16 protein-coding genes and 1 pseudogene are annotated in these 20,636 nt (G+C 70.6%); 6 read left to right on the top strand and 11 right to left on the bottom strand.

What is annotated here, in order from left to right:
• The first annotated feature begins 16 nt into the window (after nt 1–16).
• Nucleotides 17–1,186: a tRNA guanosine(34) transglycosylase Tgt gene (gene tgt, locus D7W81_RS27060; RefSeq protein WP_120558283.1), complete on the top strand. Its 1,170-nt coding sequence runs from the start codon at nt 17–19 to the stop codon at nt 1,184–1,186.
• A gap of 129 nt (nt 1,187–1,315) precedes the next feature.
• Nucleotides 1,316–2,500, top strand: coding sequence for an excinuclease ABC subunit UvrC (locus D7W81_RS27055; protein WP_120558282.1), 1,185 nt, complete (start codon nt 1,316–1,318; stop codon nt 2,498–2,500).
• Between the two features lie 7 nt (nt 2,501–2,507).
• On the opposite strand, the gene D7W81_RS27050 is transcribed toward D7W81_RS27055, so the two are convergent.
• Nucleotides 2,508–3,068 (bottom strand): sugar O-acetyltransferase, encoded by a 561-nt coding sequence (locus tag D7W81_RS27050; protein WP_120558281.1) that lies wholly within the window; start codon nt 3,066–3,068, stop codon nt 2,508–2,510.
• A 104-nt stretch (nt 3,069–3,172) separates the two neighbouring features.
• Here D7W81_RS27050 and D7W81_RS27045 point away from each other — a divergent pair, with 104 nt between their 5' ends.
• Complete coding sequence (locus D7W81_RS27045; protein WP_120558280.1) at nt 3,173–3,946, top strand: HAD family hydrolase; 774 nt, start codon at nt 3,173–3,175, stop codon at nt 3,944–3,946.
• Nucleotides 3,947–4,007: 61 nt separating this feature from the next.
• On the opposite strand, the gene D7W81_RS27040 is transcribed toward D7W81_RS27045, so the two are convergent.
• The 5 genes from D7W81_RS27040 to D7W81_RS44215 all read right to left on the bottom strand — a co-directional run bounded on the left by D7W81_RS27040 (nt 4,008) and on the right by D7W81_RS44215 (nt 11,893).
• Complete coding sequence (locus D7W81_RS27040) at nt 4,008–5,711, bottom strand: OmpA family protein (RefSeq protein WP_244227462.1); 1,704 nt, start codon at nt 5,709–5,711, stop codon at nt 4,008–4,010.
• 36 nt (nt 5,712–5,747) lie between these two features.
• Nucleotides 5,748–9,008 (bottom strand): Kelch repeat-containing protein, encoded by a 3,261-nt coding sequence (locus D7W81_RS27035; protein WP_120558278.1) that lies wholly within the window; start codon nt 9,006–9,008, stop codon nt 5,748–5,750.
• Nucleotides 9,009–9,173: 165 nt separating this feature from the next.
• Nucleotides 9,174–10,226: a type VI immunity family protein gene (locus tag D7W81_RS27030; RefSeq protein WP_158621694.1), complete on the bottom strand. Its 1,053-nt coding sequence runs from the start codon at nt 10,224–10,226 to the stop codon at nt 9,174–9,176.
• Nucleotides 10,171–10,881, bottom strand: coding sequence for a hypothetical protein (locus D7W81_RS42485; protein WP_158621693.1), 711 nt, complete (start codon nt 10,879–10,881; stop codon nt 10,171–10,173). Before D7W81_RS42485 ends, D7W81_RS27030 begins: the two co-directional genes overlap by 56 nt.
• A 22-nt stretch (nt 10,882–10,903) precedes the next feature.
• A complete protein-coding gene (locus tag D7W81_RS44215; protein WP_147445637.1) occupies nt 10,904–11,893 on the bottom strand; it encodes a hypothetical protein in 990 nt (329 codons plus the stop codon).
• A 48-nt stretch (nt 11,894–11,941) separates the two neighbouring features.
• Between D7W81_RS44215 and D7W81_RS27020 the strand changes: the two genes are divergently transcribed.
• Nucleotides 11,942–12,793: a tRNA (5-methylaminomethyl-2-thiouridine)(34)-methyltransferase MnmD gene (locus D7W81_RS27020; protein ID WP_120558275.1), complete on the top strand. Its 852-nt coding sequence runs from the start codon at nt 11,942–11,944 to the stop codon at nt 12,791–12,793.
• On the opposite strand, the gene D7W81_RS27015 is transcribed toward D7W81_RS27020, so the two are convergent.
• Complete coding sequence (locus D7W81_RS27015) at nt 12,744–13,361, bottom strand: DUF2378 family protein (protein ID WP_120558274.1); 618 nt, start codon at nt 13,359–13,361, stop codon at nt 12,744–12,746. The two genes, D7W81_RS27020 and D7W81_RS27015, sit on opposite strands and share 50 nt — an antisense overlap.
• Nucleotides 13,362–13,440: 79 nt before the next feature.
• Nucleotides 13,441–14,433, bottom strand: coding sequence for a LysR family transcriptional regulator (locus D7W81_RS27010; protein ID WP_244227461.1), 993 nt, complete (start codon nt 14,431–14,433; stop codon nt 13,441–13,443).
• A gap of 81 nt (nt 14,434–14,514) precedes the next feature.
• Between D7W81_RS27010 and D7W81_RS27005 the strand changes: the two genes are divergently transcribed.
• Complete coding sequence (locus D7W81_RS27005; protein ID WP_120558272.1) at nt 14,515–15,408, top strand: NmrA family NAD(P)-binding protein; 894 nt, start codon at nt 14,515–14,517, stop codon at nt 15,406–15,408.
• Between the two features lie 140 nt (nt 15,409–15,548).
• The gene (locus tag D7W81_RS27000; RefSeq protein ID WP_120558271.1) at nt 15,549–18,317 is read left to right on the top strand and encodes a bifunctional acetate--CoA ligase family protein/GNAT family N-acetyltransferase; all 2,769 of its coding nucleotides are present in this window, start codon (nt 15,549–15,551) and stop codon (nt 18,315–18,317) included.
• Nucleotides 18,318–18,347: 30 nt separating this feature from the next.
• Here the strand turns inward: D7W81_RS27000 and D7W81_RS26995 are convergent, their stop codons facing one another.
• The 3 genes and pseudogenes from D7W81_RS26995 to D7W81_RS42085 all read right to left on the bottom strand — a co-directional run.
• A complete protein-coding gene (locus D7W81_RS26995) occupies nt 18,348–19,163 on the bottom strand; it encodes a hypothetical protein (protein ID WP_244227460.1) in 816 nt (271 codons plus the stop codon).
• 17 nt (nt 19,164–19,180) lie between these two features.
• Entirely contained in the window at nt 19,181–20,011 is an 831-nt protein-coding gene (locus tag D7W81_RS26990; protein WP_147445636.1) for a hypothetical protein, read from the bottom strand.
• Between the two features lie 60 nt (nt 20,012–20,071).
• Nucleotides 20,072–20,636: pseudogene (locus D7W81_RS42085) on the bottom strand (hypothetical protein); the annotation flags it as partial.

Here is a 20,636-nt window from a genome sequence, read left to right as displayed (position 1 = left end):
GGTATAAGGCCCGTCAATGGCCGTCCGCTTCGAACTCCTGAATACCGACCCCACCGGCGCCCGCACGGGCATCCTGCACACCCGCAAGGGGTCCTTCCCCACGCCGATGTTCATGCCGGTGGCCACCCACGCCGGCTTCCGCCACCTCGGCATGGAGGAGGTGAAGGAGACGGGGGCGAAGATCCTCCTCGCCAACACCTACCACCTGATGCTCCGGCCCGGCCCGGAGGTGTTCGAGCGCTTCGGCGGCATCCACCCGTTCATGGGGTGGGACGGCGCGGTGCTGACGGACTCGGGCGGGTTTCAGATCTTCTCCCTGCCGGAGGACCGGCTCATCACGGAGAAGGGCGCGCACTTCCGCAGCTTCTACGACAACAGCCGCCAGCTCCTGAGCCCCGAGTCCAGCATCGCCATGCAGCAGGCGATCAACTCGGAGATCATGATGGTGCTGGACGTGTGCATCGACTCGCGCACGGACGAGGCCGGCACCCGTGAGGCCATGGAGCGCACCCACCGCTGGGCCGTGCGCAGCCTCGCCGCGAAGGAGACTCGCGCCACGGGGCAGGCGCTGTTCGGCATCGTCCAGGGCGGCGTGCACCCGGCCCTGCGCGACGAGAGCGCCGCGTTCCTCACGAAGCTGCCCTTCGACGGTTTCGCCATCGGCGGGCTGGCGGTGGGGGAGACGAAGGTGGAGCGCGACACGATGACCGAGCGCGCCACCGCGTCCCTGCCGCAGGACAAGCCGCGCTACCTCATGGGCGTGGGCACGCCCACGGACCTGCTGGAGGCGGTGCTGCGCGGCGTGGACATGTTCGACTGCATCATCCCCACGAAGATGGCGCAGCAGGGCTACGCGTACACGTTCCAGGGGCTGGTGCGCATCACCCGCACCGCATACCGCCTGGAGGACGGACCGCTCGACCCCGAGTGCGACTGCTACGTGTGCAAGCGCTACTCGCGCGGCTACCTGCAGCACCTGATGCGCGGCAAGCACCACCTGGGCTCGCGCTTCCTGTCGGTGCACAACGTGCGGCACTACCAGAAGCTGATGGAGCGCATCCGCGAGGGCATCCTGCGCAACGGCTACGCGCAGACCTACCGCGAGCTGAAGGCCTCCATCGCCACGCCCAAGGACCTGAAGGACGAGGCCGCCGCCACTGCGATGACGTTGAAGGGCGTGGGCTGAAGTCCGGGCGCGTGGCCCGCTGGCCGCCCTCCGGCCGGGTTGTGATGACCGGCGCGCGAACGGCGGTACGGCGGAACGTGGCGGGTTAGCCTGCGGTGCCCGGGCTCGCAGGCCCGGCGCTCCTGCCGCATGGACCCGCGCGCCGCCACCCTCCTGAGTCACGTCCGCGAGAGCGCGGAGAACCGGCCCGGCGTGTACCGGTTCTTCGGTCCCGCCGGAGAGCTGCTCTACGTGGGCAAGTCCGTGCGCGTGCGCACGCGGCTCCTCTCCTACTTCCGCGCGGACGAGGGCGAGAAGGCCGCCGAGATCGTGGCCCAGGCGCACCAGGTGGAGTGGGAGTACACGGCCAGCGAGTTCGCCGCGCTCCTGCATGAGTTCCGGCTCATCAAGAGCCACCGGCCCCTCTACAACGTGGAGCACAAGCGCGACCGCTCGCACTGCTTCCTCCAGCTCACGCGGGAGGCCGTGCCCCGGCTGCGCGTGGTGGGCCAGCCCGGCGGTGGAGGGACGGCGGAGTACTTCGGGCCCTTCCACGGCCGGCACACCATGGCGGACGTGGTGCGGGCGGTGAACGACCTCTTGGAGCTGCGGGACTGTCCTTCCGAGACGCCCATGCGGCTGGCGGATCAGATCCCGCTCTTCCCCATGAAGGACGACCCGCGGTGCATGCGCGGGCAGACGGCGCGGTGCCTCTCACCGTGCGCGGGCGGGTGCACGACCGCGGAGTACCTGGCGCAGGTCGCGCTGGCGCGGGCGTTCCTCAACGGCGAGTCGGACCGGCCACTGGTCATCCTGCGCGAGCGCATGGCCATGGCGGCGCGGCGGCTCCAGTTCGAATACGCGGCGGAGCTGCGCGACCGCGCGGAGCGGCTGGAGAACGTGCAGGCCTGGATTGTCGAGCTGGGGCGCACGCTGCGGCGGCTGTCGCTGGTCTACACGGTGCGCGGGCACGGCGGCCAGGACCGCACGTACGTGCTGCGGCGGGGACGGATCCGCGCGGAGGTGCCTGCTCCCCAGACGATGGAAGAGCACGCGGCGCTGGAGGCGCGGGTGCGGGACATCTTCGCCATGCCGGAGCCGGAGGCGATTGGCCTCCGCGCGCAGGAGGCCCAGGAGCTGATGCTCATCGCGAAGTGGTTCCGCCTGCATCCGGATGAGCTGGATGCGACGGTCCCTGTTCCGGCGCGGGCCGGGAGCGATGAGGCGTTCGAGGAGGCGGCGGAGGCCCGGGTCGCGCTCGCCCGGACGCTGGAGCGCACCGTCGAGGGCCCCGAGGAACCGGAGCCCGACGCGGTGGAGGCTGCGGGCGGCTGACCTTCCGCTACCGGAGGTTCCGGATGACGCGGCAGGGATTGCCGGCGGCGAAGACGTACGGAGGAATGTCCCGGGTCACCACGCTGCCCGCGCCAATGGTGGAGCCCTCGCCGATGGTGACGCCCGGGCAGATGATGGACCCGCCGCCAATCCACACCTTCGCGCCGATGGTGACGGCGCGTCCCAGCTCCGGGCCCTTGATGCGCTCATCCGGATCCAGCGGATGCGTGGCCGCGTACACCTGCACGCCCGGACCGAAGGACACGTCGTCCCCAATCGTCACCGTGTTGCAGTCCAGGATGACGCACTGGAAGTTCATGAAGACGCGCTCGCCCAGCCGGATGTGCTCGCCGTAGTCGCAGTAGAAGGGCGGTTCGATCCACGTCCCGGCGCCCACCTGGCCCAGGAGCTCGGTGAGCAGGCTCTCACGCTCCGGCAGCTCGTCCTGGCTGGACTCGTTGTAGCGGCGCAGGAGCCTGCGGGCGCGGGCTCGCTCGGCCACCAGCTGCGGGTCGGTGGCGAGGTACAGCTCGCCCGCGAGCATCTTCTCTTTCTCGGTCCGTGCCATGCCCTGGAGGGTAAGCACACGTTCACCGGAGAGGTGAACACCTTGCAGCGTGATGTCGCGGACTCGGGTGACACCGGACTGCCCGGCCAGCGAGGATGTCGGCCATGAGGATTGAACGGGTCGACGAGACGCTGGAGCGCATCCGTCGCGAGATGGAGCGGACACCCAACGGCGTGCTGGCCTTCGACGGGGACGGCACGCTGTGGAGCGGGGACGTGGGGGACGACCTGTTCATGGCCCTGCTGGAGCACGGCGGCGTGCGGCCCGAGGCCCGCGCGGCACTGGAGCAGCTGGGTGCCCGTCACGGCGTGGAGGCGCATCCGGACGCGGTGACGCTGGCGCACGCGCTGTTCAAGGCGTTCGAGGCCGGGCGCCTGCCGGAGAAGGACACCTACGAGATGATGGCGTGGATCTTCGCGGGCTGGCACGCGGAGGAGGTGCTCGGCTTCGCCCAGGAGGTCGTGAAACGGCGGGGCGTGGCCGGACGCGTCCATCCCGAGGCCCGCCGCGTGGTGGAGTGGGCCCGCGGCCAGGGCGTGGACTGCTACGTGGTCAGCGCGTCGCCGCGCGCGGTGGTGGAGGCCGCGGTGCGCGAGGTGGGGCTCACGCCGGACTTCGTGCTGGCGTGCACGCCGAAGGAGGAGGGCGGACGGTTGCAGACGTCCGTCTTCGAGCCCGTGCCCTATGGCCCCGGCAAGGTGACGTGCCTGAGGCAGCGGACGGACCGGCCGCTCTACGCCGCCTTCGGCGACAACGTGTTCGACCTGGACCTGCTGGCGGCGGCCCGTGTTCCGGTGGCCATCCGCCCCAAGGTCCGCCTGCGGGACCGCGCGGCGGAGCTGCCCGCGCTGGTGCAGCTGCATCCTGAAGAGGCCTGAAGCCTCCGTGCGCCGCTTCGTGGAGGACCACGAAGCGGCGTCACGTTGACGCTCGCGGGAATCAGCGCCCGGAGACGGGCACGAACTCCACGCGGCGGTTCGCGCTGCGGCCTTCCGGCGTTTCGTTGGACACGCGCGGACGGTCGGGGCCGAAGCCCTTCGCTTCCATGCGCGAGCCCGCGATGCCCTTCTGGATCAGGTACTCACGCACCCGGTTCGCGCGCTGCTGGCTCAGCGTGCGGTTGGCTTCCTCCGGACCGCTGTTGTCCGTGTGGCCTTCGATCCGGATGCTCAGCTCCGGATTCGCCTTCAGGTATGCCGCGATGTCATCCAGCTGCTGCTGTTCGTTCTCCTGGAACTCCGACTGGTTCACCGGGAACTGGACGATGTGCTCCAGCGGCGACTTCGTCTCCTCGGGCGGCTTCTGCTGGGGCTCCTCGGGCGGCTTCTGCTGCTTCGCGGGGCAGCCACGCTCGGAAGCGGGACCGGCCTCGTTCGGGCAGGCATCGTCCTTGTCCGGCACGCCGTCGCCATCCGAGTCCTTCACGGGGCAGCCACGCTCGGAAGCGGGACCGGCCTCGTTGGGGCAGGCATCGTCGGCGTCCGGCACTCCGTCCTTGTCCGTGTCCTGCGCCGGGCAGCCGTGGTTCTGCGCCGTGCCAGCCTGCTGCGGGCACTGGTCCTCGCGGTCCACCACGCCGTCGCCGTCCGAGTCCTTGTCCGGGCACCCGTTGTTCTCCACGGAGCCGGCCTCCAGCGGGCAGCGGTCGTCCTTGTTGGCCACGCCGTCCCCGTCGTCGTCCTCGTTCGGGCACTGCTCCGGGGTGTGGCTGCGGCCGGTGCGGCAGCGGTCCACGGGCTCGGGCTCGTTCGCGTACGCGATGCCCGCGCCCAGCCGGAACGACGGCGTGCCCGGGATGTCCGTGAAGCCGTGCCCCGCGAGCGCGAACGCCTCGAAGCCCGCGCCCACCGGCAGCCGCACGCCGCCCAGCAGCTCCAGCGCCAGGTCCGACTCCACCAGCGACTCGGCGGCCTGCAGCGCGATTTCACCGCGCAGCCCCTTGCCGCGCGTGGCCACCACCACGCCCTGCTCCAGCTCCGTGCCCACGTCGCGGCCCGGCTCGACTTCCTTCGAGCGGATCCGCACGCCCACGTTGGCACCCAGCACCACCGGACCCACCTCGCGGCTCACCGACACGCGGGGCGCCACCTGGAAGCCGGCCCAGCCCGCCTGACGGCCGAACGCGTCCGCCGAGCCGCCCGGCAGGCCGATGTCCAGGCCCAGGCCCAGGAACACCGGCGCGCCTTCCTCGCGCCGCAGCAACTCGTAGCGCACGCCCAGCTCCGGCGTGCCCAGGCCGAACGAGTCCGGCTCGCTCACGCCGGCCAGCTGATCCGCGCCATGGCCGCCCTGCGCGATGATGACGGGCAGCTTCGCGGAGAACTCCAACCGGTCCACCGGCGACCACGCGCCGGCCAGCCAGCCCGCGGTGCGGTAGTGGAGGATGGAGCGCTCCAGCCCGTCACTGCCCTGGAGCAGCAGGATGCCGCGCTCGTAGTTGACCATGAGGAGCAGGCGGTAGCCGCCCTCGGGAAGCACGCGGCCGGTGTCCACCAGCATGGAGTCCGTCGCCGCCGGCTGGAAGCGCAGGCGCTCCAGGTCCAGCGCCGAGATGGGACTCGTGGTGGTCTGCCCGAAGGCAGCGGGGGAGACGGCGGTGGCCAGCAGCGCGGCCAGCGCCCAGCTCTGAGCCTTTGTACGCAAGGGAAGGTCCATTCGAGAAAAGAGGGAGCGCATGTCTCAGTTCCCCCGGTCCGCGTTCTGACGGCGGCGCGAAGTGCTCCAGGCCGCCGCGAGCGTCGCGAGGAGTGCCAGCGCGGACGAGGTGCCGCCGGTGCTGTTGCATCCGCCACCGGCCAGCTCCACGACCTCCACCTGGACCCGGACCTGGAACGTGCACTGCGCGGAGTTGCCCGCGTCATCCGTCGCGGTGACGGTGACCTGCGTGGCGCCCGGCGCGAAGGTGCTGCCCGACGCGGGCGAGGACGTCACCGACGGCGAGGCCGTCACCGCGTCCGAGGCCGTGGGGTTGAAGGTCACCGGCTCATCCCGGGCCGCCGTCACGTTCGCGGGGCAGGTCAGCTCGGGCGGCGTGGTGTCCTGCACCGTCACCTGGAACGAACAGGTGATGCCCATCGTGGTCGCGGTGACCGTCGTGGTGCCCAGCGGGAAGCGCGAGCCCGACGCCTGCGAGTAGCTCACCGGGAGCCCCCCTGCCGGATCCAGCACCGCGGGGTCGTACGTCACGACAGCGCCGTCCGCGCCGGTCGCCTCCGCGGTGACGTTCGCGGGGCAGGTGAGGGTGGGCGCGTCCTCCACCACGTCGAGGGTGACGGTCGCGATGTTGCTCTCGTCCGCGCAGTCACGCACCCGGTAGGTGAAGCTGTCCGGGCCCACGTAGCCGGGGGCGGGCGTGTACGTGAGGTTTCCCGCCGCATTGGTGGCGAGCGTGCCGTGCTGCGGCTGGGTGACGACGACAGGGGACAACACCTGACCGGGGTCCGGATCCGTGACGGCCAAGGCGAGCTCCGTCCCGGTGTCGCGCTGGACGACGACCTGCTGGTCCGCCGCCGTCGGGACGCGGTTGGCGACGACCGTCACCATGCGTCCGCCAGGGATGGCGTTGGCGAAGACGGAGAGCCCGTAGGTGCCCAGCGGCGTGCCGGTGGGCACGGTCACCGTCGCGCGCGTGGCCGAGGTGTCGCTGCTGGGAAGCGTCCAGAGGCGTCCGCCCTCCGCGGCCCGCAGCCGGACCAGGGGGAAGTCGGTGGGAGAGTCCAGGTAGCTGCCACTGCTTCCGCCGGAGATGCCCCGGAACAGCAGGCCCTCCAGGACGGTGGGGCAGCCGGCCACCAGGGTCGCCGGGTTCGTCACCGTGGGCTTCCAGGCGGGCTGGGCGCCGGTGTCGTTGAACAGCTCCGCGGTGGAGGCGGCCACGCCTCCGGCGAGCAGGACCTCGCCCGAGGGGAGGGCGGTGGAGATCAACCCTCCTTGCGTGTTGGGCGTCGCGACGGTCGTCCACGCGCGCAGCTGCGGATCATAGAGCTCCGCGGTGTCGGCGAACACGCCCGCCACGGTCAGGCCGCCCGCGACCAGGACCTTGCCCGAGGGCAGCAGCGTGGCGGTGTGGTGCTGGCGCGACTGCGCGAGCGGCCCCACCGGGCTCCAGGTGTTGGTGGTGGGGTCGTACAGCTCCGCGGACGCGAGGGGCGTGAAGCCAGCGATGCCGCCCGCCGCCAGCACCTGGCCCGAGGGGAGCAACGTCAGCGTCAGCTCGTCCCGGCCCTGGGCGAGGCTCGCCGCGGGGGTCCAGGTGTCGGCGACGGGGTCGTACAGCTCCGCCGAGCTGAGCTCCGCGCCGTTGCCGTCATGGCCGCCCGCGACGAGCACCTTGCCGTTGTGGAGCAGGACGGCGCCATGGCTGGCGCGAGCAACGCCGGAGGAGGCAGCCGGGGCCCAGGTGTCGGTGCCGGGCGAATAGAGGTCCGCGGCGACGAGCACCGTGGCGTTGCTCTGGCCGCCTGCCAGGAGCACCCGGCCATCCGGAAGGAGCGTGGCGGTGTGGACGTGCCTCGGGCGGGGGAGGGTGGCGGTGGGCAGCCAGGTCCCGGTGGTGGAGTCGTAGCGCTCGGCGGAGTTCGTCGAGGTGCTTCCGTTGCGGCCACCGGCGACCAGCACCTGGCCGGAGGGCAGGACGGTCGCGGTCGCGCGCTCACGCGGCACGGCGAGCGCGGGCGCCGCGGTCCAGGTGTTGCTCGCACGGTTATACACCTCCACCGCCGTCGACGAACCGGCGCCGCGGCCACCCGCGACGAGCACCTGGCCCGTGGGCAGCAGCGCCACCAGCGGATCCGTCCGGGGCGTGCCCATGGTGCCAGCGGGCGTGAACGCGGTGACGGCCGGATCGTAGACCTCCGTCTGCGCGTAGAAGGTCAGGCTGCCCGCGCTGGAAAAGCCGCCGGCGATGAACACCTTGCCCCCCGGCAGCAGCGTCGAGGTGTGGTTCTCACGGCCGACATTCATCGTGCCGGCGGAAGCCCAGGCGCCGGTGGCGGGGTTGTAGAGCTCCGCCACGTTTTGCGCCGCCGAGCCGTTGGAGGCGCTGCCGCCCGTGACGAGGACACGGCCATCGGGAAGCAGCGTGGCCGCGTGACTGTCGCGCGGGAACGCGAGGTTGCCCGTGGCGGTCCAGGTGTTGGCCGCCGGGTCGTAGACTTCCGATTGGATGATGCCGCCGCCCGCGATGCGCCCGCCCGCGAAGAGCACGCGGCCATCCGGGAGCAGGGTGCTGGTGGCGTAGTACCGGGCTGTGAGCGGGGCCGCGGTATCGGTCCAGGTGCCGGTGGCGGGGTCGTAGAGTTCCGCGCCTGGGACCTCACCGGCCTGGCTGAAGCCGCTCACCGCGAGCACCCGTCCGTCACGCAGCCTCGTGGCCGTGTGTGCGCTCCGGCTCAGGGACATGGCTCCCGTGGGAAGGAAGGTGTTGGTGGCGGGGTCGTACAGTTCCGCGGACGTGAGCCGGGCGCCACCGGTGCCGGTGCCGCCCGCGACCAGCACCTGCCCCGTGGCCAGCAGCGTGAGCGTGGGGAGGGCGCGGGTGGTCGACATGTTTCCCGTGGCGGTCCAGGTGTTGGCCACCGGGTCGTAGATGCGTCCCGACTGGGAGCCGTCGGTCAACACCAGCACCTTGCCGGTGGGCAGCAGGACGGCGAGCGTGATGTTCCCCTGGATGCCGGAGGTGCCCGCGGAGGCCCAGGTGCCAGTGGCCGGATCATACAGGTCCGCCGTGGTGACGAACCCGTCGCGGTTGACGCCGTTGACGACCAGCAGCTTCCCGTCAGGCAGGAGGACGGCCGCGTGTTGCGCGCGGGTGGCCGGCATGGACGCGGTGGGGTACCAGGCCGGTGCCGTCGCGAGACGGGCGGTGGTGGTGTGAACGCCCTCGGGTACCGGGCGCTCGTTGCCGCCGCAGGACAGAAGGCCCAGGCTCGTGGCGAACACCAGGAGCCTGTTCCAGACAGCGCGTTGTGACCGCATTGATGAGACCCCGATCCGCGAGGGCTGGCGCGACCACGACCGTCGGCCCGCCGCTCGACGTGAACACTTCGCCATGGCGGATATCAGTGCGCCGGGTGCTGGGGCAATGCGTGAAAAAATCCGGCGCGGCTACCCGTCGCGTGGGTTGGAGACCGGCACGGGAGGGGCCTCCAGGAAGCGACGCCACCAGTGGCGGGCCTCCTCCTGGGTATAGCCCTCGAAGTGGGTGAAGGGAGTGGAGGGCAGGAGCCACGGTTCCAGGAACCGGGCCAGCTCCCGATACGCCGGCAGCGTTTCACCCAGCTTCGTGTCTCCCGCGAGCGGCGCGGAGCCCAGGCTGATCAGGGCGCGGCCTCCGGTGAGCTCTTGGACGGTGGTCTCCGGGTGGCTCAGGTGCGAGCGGAGCGCCGGGATGCCGCCAACGGCTTCAAGCTGGAGAGGGCCCAGGAAGTTCAGCCAATGGATGCCGTCGATGCCGTCTCCCATGCCCCACGTACTCTCCCGTGGAACGTCCCAGCCGGGATGCCGGACCAGTTGATCCCTCAGGAGGGGAAGGAGCCTGGACCTCCCACGGGTGAACGAGAGCGACAGTCCCGCATGGCCCGTGTTGAAGGGAAGAAGCTCCGCCAGCGCCTGCGCCAGGTCGCGCGCCTTTTCAGGCCCCTGGTCCTCCAGGTACTGCATGGGGACCTTCACGCTCAGAACGCTGTATTCAGAAGAAGGTTCTCGCCAGGGAAGCCGAGAACGGAAGCTGAATTCAAAGCCGCTGGGATCCGACTCTCCACCCGTGAGATGGACCCACGTGTCGAAGCCCCGTTTGGTCAAGGTCCAGAACCAGAAGGAGTCCTGGTCCATGTCTTCCAGAGGCCCAAAGCGAGCCTTCTCCAACTCCTTGTGGACCTCTTCCCAGGCGTCAGGAGTGAGCAGGAAGGAATCCTCACTGATGTCGGGATCATCTCCAGACGTGAGTGCCCCGCCACTGGCAGCAATGAATCTGAGATAGGTGTCGAGGGCCTGTCGTAGGACAGGGGCCAGCACTCCGTGGTCATGCGGCAGGTAGAACACGATGCGCATGACCAGTTGGACCCGGGGGAGCGTCGTGGCGAAGTGTTGCAGGAGCGGATACTTATTCACGCACGACTCCGAATTGGGGCGTAATGATGGCGGGCTTGCATCTTCCACCCAGCTCCGCGTAGCGGGACATTTGTTCCCGGGTTCTGTCGTTGGAGAGTGGGGCGCCCTTGCTTTTCTGAGTGCACGGAAACTTGAGGTCGAAAATGCATTGAATTTGGACTGGCTGGCCAGTGGCATGAAGGACGATGTCGGGCTTCTTTGAGCCCGTCCATCGGTTCGTCAATGCAGGACTACCCGTCGTGGAAGAGGGACCGTAGCGAGGCTCGATTGAGACGTTGTCGGGAAAGAGTCGACGGACGTCTCGCTGAATGCATGCGAAGGCAACCGCATGTTTCAATTTGCCCAGCTCCGCTTGCCGCTGAATGGGTTTGCCGTCCTTGTCTTGACCCACTACGCGCAAGCACTCCTTGTCATCCGGGTACTTCCCCTCGCCGTACTCGCGTTCATTGACGATGAGGTTCGCCTCCTTCGCGCACTCCACCAGCAGGTGCTCGATGCGGGCCACGTCCGCCGTTTCCAGGAGCTTCAGCGTGGCTCCCGCCGTGGCGGCTGCCCTGGCGGCCTGGTCCACCCACGGCAGGAACGCCTCATCCCCTGGCTGCGTGTAGCAGGTGGGATTGCGCAGACATCCACTGGTCGCGGAGTCCGACGTCTGCGCGTACCGCGTCGGCCCTGAAGCGCACGACAGGCAGAGCAGGGCCACCAGCCCACCCAGAAGGCGCCCCTCAGTCATCGTCCTCGCCCACGTCGTGCGCCGCCGCGTTGAACAGGCCGAAGCCTCCGGCCTCTTCACTGGAGATGTCCGCCCGGCGCAGCGCGGGTGAGTCCTGCGTCTGTCCCACCGCCATCCAGCGGGGCGCGGCCAGCAGCACGCCGTTCGCCGGCAGCTCCGGCAACAGGTGCACCAGGTCCCCCAGGATGAACTCCACGTGCCCCACGCCCTCGGGCTCCGGCAGGTCCTCCGTCGGATGCCACGGGCCTCCGTCCAGGTGGCCGAAGGGGAAGCTCCCCGTGCCGCTCGCGCCCCCGTACCCGCCCTCCAGCAACTGCCGCGTCCGCTCCGCGCTCCCCGTCACCCGGGGCAGACAGACACGCGTCAGCCAGTCCCAGGTCGCCGTGCCCTGCTCCACGGGCCAGTCCAGCTCCACCGTGTCGTCAGCCTTCGCCAGCAACGCATCGATGTACGCGCACGCCGCGCGCGGACCCAGCACTCCGCCCCGGCGCGCTTCGTCCACCGCCGCGGGCCACAGCTCCTCGCGGTAGTAGTGCGCGAAGTAGAACCCCGGCTCCTCCCACTCCGGACTCGCGCCCCGCGGCAGCTTCGCCAGCACCAGCCCGCTGGACAGGTACGCCGGCCCGGTGGCCCGGGGATGGAACTGGCTGAACGCGAAGCGGAACACCCGCACCGCCAGCCCCGCCTCCTCCGTCGCCTCCAGACCCTCCGGACAGCCCGCGCGCAGGTGGAAGTCGTCGAAGCGCAGGAACACGTCCACCCCGATGCCCACCGCGTTCTGGCACAGCGACTCCAGGCACGCCGCCAGCGGCTGCCCCGCGTCCACCGCGCCGGGGGCCTCCCACGCCGCCTCCTGGATGGTCCGCGTCCCGGCCTCCACCCGGAGCGACAGCCGCACCCGGCCTCCCTCGAAGGGCGCCTCCCCGTGCCGCACGTCCTCGCCGTGAAGCGCTCCCCGATGTTCCTGCCCTGGAGTCCTCATGCTAGGCACCCATCCTTTCCCACACGTCCCCTCCAGGCCAGGAGCCCCATGTCCGAGCCCTCCCATCCGCGCGACGGCGACTTCGAGCTCGTCACCCTGCGCAACGGCCACCGCGCCGTGCGCCACCTGGGCCATGGCGAGGTCATGCACCCCGCGGTGGGCCCGTGGCAGGAGGCCCTGCGCCTCTACGTGGAGCAACCCGGCCTCGCGGACCGCCTGCGTCAGCCCGGCCCGCCGCTCGTCATCCACGACGTGGGCCTGGGCGCCGCCACCAACGCCGTCGCCGCGCTCACCCGCGCCCGCGAGCTGGGCCCGGACCGCGCCCGCGACCTGCACGTCGTCAGCTTCGAGGTGGACCTGGCCCCGCTGCGGCTCGCGCTCGCGGACGCGGAGGGGTTCCCGTTCCTCCAGCCGTTCCGCGAGGCCTGTGAGCGCCTCATGAAGCACGGCACCTGGTCCGAGCCCGGCATCCGGTGGGACCTCAAACTGGGGGACGCGGTGCCCTTCCTGGAGCCGGAGGCGGCGCTGCCCCCGGCGGACCTCGTCTTCTTCGACCCGTTCTCACCCGCGTCCAACCCGGACATGTGGACCGAAGCCGTCCTGGCCCGGGTGCGTCGGCACTGCCGCGAGGACGGGGAGGGCGCCCTGCTGCTGACCTACAGCGCGGCCACGCCCACCCGCGTCACGCTGCTGCTCGCGGGGTTCTACGTGGGCGCCGGCGTGTCCACCGGCGCCAAGGGGGAGACCACCGTGGCCTCGACCCGCTCCGAAACACTGGCCGCCCCGCTGGGGACCCGGTGGCTGGAGCGCTGGGAGCGCTCGTCCTCCCGGGCCCCGCATGGGGCCACCCTCACGCCTGAGGTCGAGCGTCGCCTGCGGACCCATCCTCAGTGGCGCTGAGCGCCGCCTCGGCGGGGGCCTCGCTCCAGCGCAGGTGGAACGTCGCCGCCGTGCCGTCGAACTCCTCCGGCAGCGCCACCACCCGCCAGCCTCCGCACAGCGCCACCGCGCGCGCCAGCAGCCCCGCCGCGAACGTCGGCTGATCCGCCAGCACGTCGTTCATCCACAGCTCCAGCGAAGTCGCGCTGCGCTCCACGATTTTGATTTCACTGAAGTTGTTGCCGGCGCGAAAGCCCACGTCCGCGCGCAGCAGCATCCGCCGGGGACCGGCCAGCCGGCCCACGCCCAGCAGCGCGCGGCCAAAGAAGGTCCCGAAGTAGGCGTCCATGAAGCGCTCGCCCAGGGAGTAGTACGCGGCCTCCGCGGGCACGCCGCCATAGACGTGGCCGGCGGCGATACGCAGGAATTCCCGCCACTGTTCCAGCGAATACGTGCGTTCCAGCTTGCGGTCGAGGTCCAGCCCCGCTCGCTTCAGGTGCTCGCGGCACGCGGGCGTCAGGCGGTTCTCCAGCGCTCGGACGAAGAGCGCTTCGACGGTCTGCGCGAAGACAAGCTTCTCAGGATTCATGCGGAGCACCCTACACGAAGCCCCCCATGCGATGCTCCCCCACCTGTGTACTGACGTTCAGTGTCGCGCCCCCCGAGTGTCAGGAAGCTGGCGCGCGCCGCACCCTTCGTGAACTCCGGGTGTTTTCAGACCCCGTGTTGACGGCTCGCGCCACGAGTCCGCGCAGCCATTGGTGCGCGGGGTCGCCGTCGAAGCGCTCGTGCCAGACCTCGACGATGTTGAACGGCGGCACGGGGAGTGGGGGCGGGAACACCTGGAGCGCGTACTCCTCGCTGAACGCGGCGATGAGGCGGCGGGGCGCGGTGAGGACGTAATCCGAGCGCGTCACCACCAGCGGGGCGATGAGGAAGTAGGGCACGCGCAGGGCGATGCGGCGCGGGGGCAGGCCGCGCTGGGCCAGGGTCCGGTCCACCGCGCCCACGCCGTCGCCGCGCGGGCTGATGAGGATGTGGGACAGCTCCAGGTAGGTGTGCAGGTCCAGCTTGCGGCGGACGGCGGGGTGGTCCTTGCGCACCACGCAGACGAAGTCCTCGGTGAACAGCTTCCGCTGGCGCAGGCCCGGGCTGGCCTCCACTTTCGGCGTGACGATGACGGCCAGGTCCACCTCGCCCCGCTCCAGGAGCTCCGGGTAGGTGTTGTCCTCCACGTGCTGCACGACCAGGTCCACGCCGGGCGCCTCGCGGCCCAGGAGCTCCAGCGCCCCCGGCAGCAGGACAGACCCGAAGTAGTCGCGAGTGGCCACCGTGAATCGGCGGGACGCGGTGGCGGGCTCGAAGGGGGGCTCATGGCGCAGGGCCCGCCGCAGCTCCGCCAGCCCCCGCTTGAGCGGCGCACAGAGCTGTTCCGCGCGCGGGGTCAGCATCATGCCGCCGCGGCCCCGGATGAGGAGCGCGTCGCCCAACAGCTCCCGCAGCTGGGCGAGCGCATGGCTCATGGCGGACTGGGTGATGCCCACGCGGGCGGCGGCGCGCGTGACGTGCGCCTCCTGGAGCAGCGCGTCCAGCGCCACCATCAGGTTGAGGTTGATGCCGGAGAGATCCACCTCGGCGGGGGTTTCATGAGCGCGGCGCATGGGCGCATGCATAGCATGCAGTGGCCTCATGAGCGGCGCGGGGGCACTGTTGCTCCATCCCGCAGTCGCTGGAGGCACCCCATGTCCATCGTCGTCAACACCCCGAACGGCAACATCGGTCGTCCCCTCGTGGAGAAGCTCCTGGAGGCCGGCCGCAAGGTCACGGTCATCTCCCGCACGCCGGAGAAGGTGGCGGACCTGGTGAAGCGGGGCGCGAAGGTGGTGCAGGGCTCCATCGAGGAGCAGGCCACGCTGGACGCGGCGTTCGCCGGCGCGGAGGCGCTGTTCTGGCTGTCCCCGTCCGCCATCCGTCCGGACTTCCAGGAGTGGGCGAAGGCCAACGGCCGGCTGGCCGCGGAGCGCGCGAAGGCGCACGGCGTGAAGCGCGTGGTGGTGCTCTCCAGCGTCGGCGCGCAGAACGGGCCGGGCACGGGGCCGGTGTCCGTGCTCAAGCCCGTTGAAGAGGCCTTCCAGGCGGCGGCGCCAAACGTCGTCAGCCTGCGCGCGGGCTTCTTCATGGAGAACCTGCTGCGGGACGTGCAGAGCCTGGCGAAGGCCGGTGCCATCTTCAGCGCGAGCCCGGAGACGAAGCCCTTCCCCATGGTCGCGACGGCGGACATCGCCGCCAAGGCCGCCGAGTACCTGCTGGACACGTCGTGGACGGGCCACCGCTACGCGGGCGTGCACGGGCCCAGGGACCTCACCTATCCGGAGGTCGCGAGCATCCTCACCCAGGTGCTGGGCCAGCCCGTGAAGTACGTGCGGGTGGGGCTGGAGGACCTGCGCAACGGCATGACGGGCGCGGGCATGCCGGCCTTCGCGGCGGACACCTTCGTGGAGATGTACGGCGCCATCCTGGACGGGCGCATGGACCCGGCCGAGCCGCGCTCCAAGGAGACCACCACGCCCACCACGCTGGCGGAGTTCGCCAGCACCGTGCTCAAGCCGGTGGTGGAGCAGGCGCGCGCGTCGTAGGGGCGGTCATCCGTTCGCCCGGAGGCAGAACGGGACGGGGGAGCGTCCGCCACGCCGTCCTCCTCCTCCCAACTGGTGCACGATGGGGGCCGACCGGAGATTGAAACCGGTACGGACACCCCACCGAACACGAGCGCACCATGGACGAGCAACGCCCCGCCACGCCCCCGGCCCGGACGGACCCCTCCATCGACCTGCTCCACCAGCGCACGCGTCAGCCGCTGGAGGTCCTCTTCGCCCCGCGCAGCGTCGCGGTGGTGGGGGCGAGCGAGCGCCCCGGCAGCGTGGGCCGCACCGTCCTCTGGAACCTCATCAGCAGCCCGTTCGGCGGCACCGTCTATCCCGTCAACCCGCAGCGCCCCAACGTGCTCGGCATCAAGGCGTGGCCTTCCCTGCGCGCGCTGCCGGAGGCCGTGGACCTGGCCGTCATCGTCACCCCCGCGAAGTCCGTGCCCGCCATCATCCGTGAGTGCGCGGAGGTCGGCGTCAAGGGCGCCATCATCATCTCCGCGGGCTTCAAGGAGACGGGCCCGGAGGGCGTGAAGCTGGAGCAGGAGGTCTTGCGCATCGCGCAGGCCGCGAACCTGCGCATCATCGGCCCCAACTGCCTGGGCGTGATGCGCCCCACGGGCGGCTTCAACGCCACCTTCGCCAAGGGCATGGCCCGCCCCGGCAACGTGGCCTTCATCAGCCAGTCCGGCGCGCTGCTCACCTCCATCCTGGACTGGAGCCTGCGCGAGTCCGTGGGCTTCAGCGCCTTCGTCTCCGTGGGCTCCATGCTGGACGTGGGCTGGGGGGACCTCATCGACTTCCTCGCGGATGATCCGATGACGCGCTCCATCCTGCTCTACATGGAGTCCATTGGGGACGCGCGCGCGTTCCTGTCCGCCGCGCGCGAGGTGGCCCTCACCAAGCCCATCATCGTCATCAAGGCCGGCCGCACCGCGCAGGCCGCGCAGGCCGCCGCGTCCCACACCGGCACGCTCGCCGGCAGCGACGAGGTGCTCTCCGCCGCCTTCCGCCGCGCGGGCGTGCTGCGCGTGGACTCCATCGAGGACCTGTTCCACATGGCGGAGGTGCTGGCCCGCCAGCCCCGGCCCTCCGGCCGCAGGCTCACGCTGCTCACCAACGCGGGCGGCCCCGCGGTGCTCGCCACGGACGCGCTCGTGTCCGGCGGCGGTGAGCTGGCCGTGCTGTCCGACGCCACCCGCGCGCAGCTGGACGCCTTCCTGCCGCCGCCGTGGAGCCACGCCAACCCGGTGGACATCCTGGGAGACGCGGACGCGGAGCGCTACGCGAAGGCCCTGGAGACCACCGGCGCGGACCCCAACAGCGACGGCCTGCTCGTCATCCTCACGCCGCAGGACATGACGGAGTCCACCAAGACCGCGGACCGGCTCAAGGGCTACGCGAAGCTGCCCGGCAAGCCCGTGCTCGCCAGCTGGATGGGGGGCTCTGAAGTCGCCGCCGGCGAGCGCATCCTCAACGACGCGGGCATCCCGACCTTCGGCTACCCGGACACCGCGGCCCGCGTCTTCAACTACATGTGGCGCTACTCGGACAACATCGCCGGGCTCTATGAGACGCCCACCCTGGCGGAGGAGCCCACCGGGAGCGGCCGCGACGTGGCGCGCGCCCTGGTGGACGAGGCCCGCGCCGCGGGCCGCACGCTCCTGTCTGAATACGAGTCCAAGCGCCTGCTGGCCGCCTACGGCATCCCCACCGTGGAGACGTGGCTCGCCACGTCCGAGGACGAGGCGGTGGAGAAGGCCCGCACGCTGGGCTTCCCCGTGGTGCTCAAGCTGCACTCGCTCACGGTGACGCACAAGACGGACGTGGGTGGCGTTCGGCTGGACCTGCGAGACGAGGCGCGCGTGCGCGAAGCGTTCCGCGCCATCCGCGAAGCGCTCACGGAGCGGGGCCTGGCGGACGCGTTCGACGGCGTCACCGTGCAGCCCATGGTGAAGCTGGACGGCTACGAGCTGATTCTGGGCAGCAGCCTGGACGCGCAGTTCGGCCCGGTGCTGCTCTTTGGCGCGGGCGGCACGCTGGTGGAGGTGATGCAGGACCGGGCCCTGGGCCTGCCGCCCCTCAACACCACGCTGGCCCGCCGGATGATGGAGCGCACGCGCATCCACCACGCGCTCAAGGGGGTGCGCGGCCGGGCCCCGGTGGACCTGGGCGCGCTGGAGCGGCTGATGGTGCGCTTCAGCCAGCTGGTGGTGGAGCAGCCGCTCATCCGTGAGCTGGACATCAACCCGCTGCTCGTCTCCGCCGAGCGCATCATCGCCCTGGACGCGCGCGTGGTGCTGCACCCGCCGGACGTGCCCGCCGCGTCCCTGCCGAAGCTCGCCATCGAGCCGTATCCGCACCAGTACGCGAAGGTGCTCACGCTGAAGAACGGCGAAGAGCTGCTCGTGCGCCCCATCCGCCCGGAGGACGAGCCCGCCATGGGACGCTTCCACCAGGCCCTGTCCGAACAGACGGTGTTCATGCGCTACGCGGGCATGATGAAGCTCAGCCAGCGCGTGGCCCACGAGCGTCTGGCGCGCATCTGCTTCAACGACTACGCGCGGGAGATGGCGCTCGTCGCGGAGCGGCCGTCACCGGACGGGAAGGGCGGGGGAGAGATCCTCGCGGTGGGCCGGCTCACGCGCCTGCGCGGCACGAAGGACGCGGAGTTCGCCATCACCGTCAGCGACCCCGCGCAGCGGCTGGGGCTGGGCACGGAGCTGTTGCGGCGGCTGGTGGACGTCGGGAGGGACTGGGGCCTGCGCCGCATCGTCGCGGACATCCTCACGCGCAACCGCGGCATGCAGGCCGTCAGCAAGAAGCTGGGGTTCACCCTCGTGGAATACGAGGAACTGGCCCCGGACATGGTGAAGGCCGTGAAGGTGCTCAACGGCTGACCGTGCCCGGGGCCCTGCTGCCTCAAGGCACTACACGTCGTCGCAGGGCGTGCCCAGCCGCGCGCCCGTGTAGACGCCCAGCTCGTTGTAGATGAACGGCAGGTTCTCACCCACCGGCACCGCGCGCAGCTTCTGGCGCTTGCTCTTCACCACCCAGAACGACGGCTCCTCGCGGTCCACCACGAGGCGCAGGTCGCCGCCCTGCGTGGAGAAGATCTCCCCCTGCGAGTCGGTGACGACGTTGAGCATCTTCTGCTGCTTCACCTGGCCGCGCTGGCCCGTGAAGATGCGGAAGCTCTTGTTGTCCGCGCCCATGCCGCGCTCCACCAGGTAGTACGTGCCCTTGTCGTCGCGCAGCAGCGCGTACGGCTGGAACTTCACCGGGCTCGCCTGGAAGGACGACTTGCGCAGCAGCTCCTTCGCCTGCTCCGCCGCCACCGGCTGCTGCGGCAGGGACTTCTCTCCGCAGCTGAGCGTGCACGTCTTGAAGTCGTCGCTGAGCTTCAGGAACGAGACGACCCGGTAGTCCACGCCGCGGAAGTTCTCGTTGGACTTGGGGTTGAAGAAGCGGGGCTCGAAGAAGCCGCCCTCCGTTTCGGAGAGGTAGTCCAGGGCCGGCACCTGCGTGAACATCTTGCCGTCGCCGTAATACATCGCGCCGTCGTGCTCGGGCGTGCGGGGCACCAGGACCGTGTAGTGGCCCTTGCCGTCCGCGCACACCTTCGTGGATTCCAGCACCATGCGGTCGCGCAGCTTCTGCTCCTGCCCCCAGGGCGGATCAATCGCGAGCGCGGCTTGCGGGGCCAGGACGAGCCCCAGGGCGATGACCATGTGTCGAAGCGTCATGTCAGTGGGCTTTCGTTCTAGAGGTTGTCAGTGAAGAAGGTGGTGGCCTGATCCGGCTGGACCGTCTCACCGGAGGTCACGGACCAGATGACCTTCTGGGCTTCCAGCTTCAGCGCGGCCTTGGGGTCCACGCGGCACTCCACCGTCTGGACCTTCGCCTGGATGGCGCGCTTCGCCTCGTCGGAGCGCTCGCACAGCTTCTGGAGCGACTCCAGCGGGCCCTTGCAGTAGCTGCCGAAGGAGATCTCGTTGATCTGCGCGTCCGTGATGGAGTCCCAGGCCACGGCGGACGTCAGCTTGGAGCCGCACGCCTTGTTCGTCTCCGCGACCGCTTCCTTCAGCTGCGTCTCCGCCTGGTTCGTCCAGAACTTGCGGTCGAACGCGAGGAGCGCCTGGTACTTCTTGTCGCCTTCGGCGTCCTGGTAGCGCTCGAAGATCTTCTCCACCTTCAGCGCGCCGGTCTTCCCCGTGTCCGGCTTCAGGTGCGTGTAGCCCGTGTGGTTCACGTTGCTGAAGACGAGGTCCTCGTAGCCGCCCCGGTCATGCACGGCGACGAAGCGCTGCTTGTGGCCGCGCCACTGCGTCCAGTACTCCGTCTTGCGCGAATCCTGGTCCGTCCACGCCACCAGCACCTGGCCGTCCAGCTCGCTCTTCGTGCCCTCGAACGCCACCAGCGCCTTGTGCGCGTCACCGGGCTCCAGCCCGATGAGGGTGATCTGCTCGCCAGCCTCGTTGGAATACACCTTGCCGGTGACGGGCTTCGTGCCCGCCACGGCGCTGTCGGGCCGCACACCCCGGGAACACCCCAGGGACAGCGCCACGACCCCCACTGCCAGTAGGACTCTCACGACGACTCCTTGAATTGCGGGCGCGCCCCCGCTCTGGAGCTTCCGCGCGCCCGGACGACCCTAAAGGTCGATATCGTACCGCGAACAGTATTGTCGGACCTTGGGACGTTCCGTTGCCGGCACCCGGGTCCATTGTGCCCGCGCATTCGCCAGGTCGTGCTGCTGGCAGTACACGCGGGTGAGCAGCGAGAACGACAGGCCGGTGATCTTCGTGCGCTGGCTGCGCCGGATGTGACGCAGCGCTTCGGACGTGTTCGACGCGTCCAGCGCCTTCTGTGCCGACGCCAGGTCCTCGCGGACGCTGTCCGGCATCGACTCGGAGGCGCCATTGCCGCGCCCCTTGGGCCTGGTCGCGGCGGCGGGCGGATCCTCTGGCTCCACGAGGGGCTTCTTCTCCTCGGGAGTCACCTGTGGGGGCGGCTGCGGCTGCGGGTCCACGGGCTTCTTGTCCTCGGGCGGCGTCACGGCCGCGACGGCCGGGGCCGTGACGGGCGCGGCGACCGCGGGGGCCGGAGGCGTCACCACGGCCACGGGGGGCGGGACCGTGTTCGCGCCCTTCCAGAAGAAGGCGACGGCGAACGCGATGATGACCGTCAGGCCCACGGCCACGGCCACCGGCCACTTC

The organism is Corallococcus aberystwythensis (assembly GCF_003612165.1).
Lineage (GTDB): Bacteria > Myxococcota > Myxococcia > Myxococcales > Myxococcaceae > Corallococcus > Corallococcus aberystwythensis.
The sequence above is the reverse complement of the archived record's forward strand: the minus strand, read 5'-3'. Positions and strand labels throughout refer to the sequence as shown.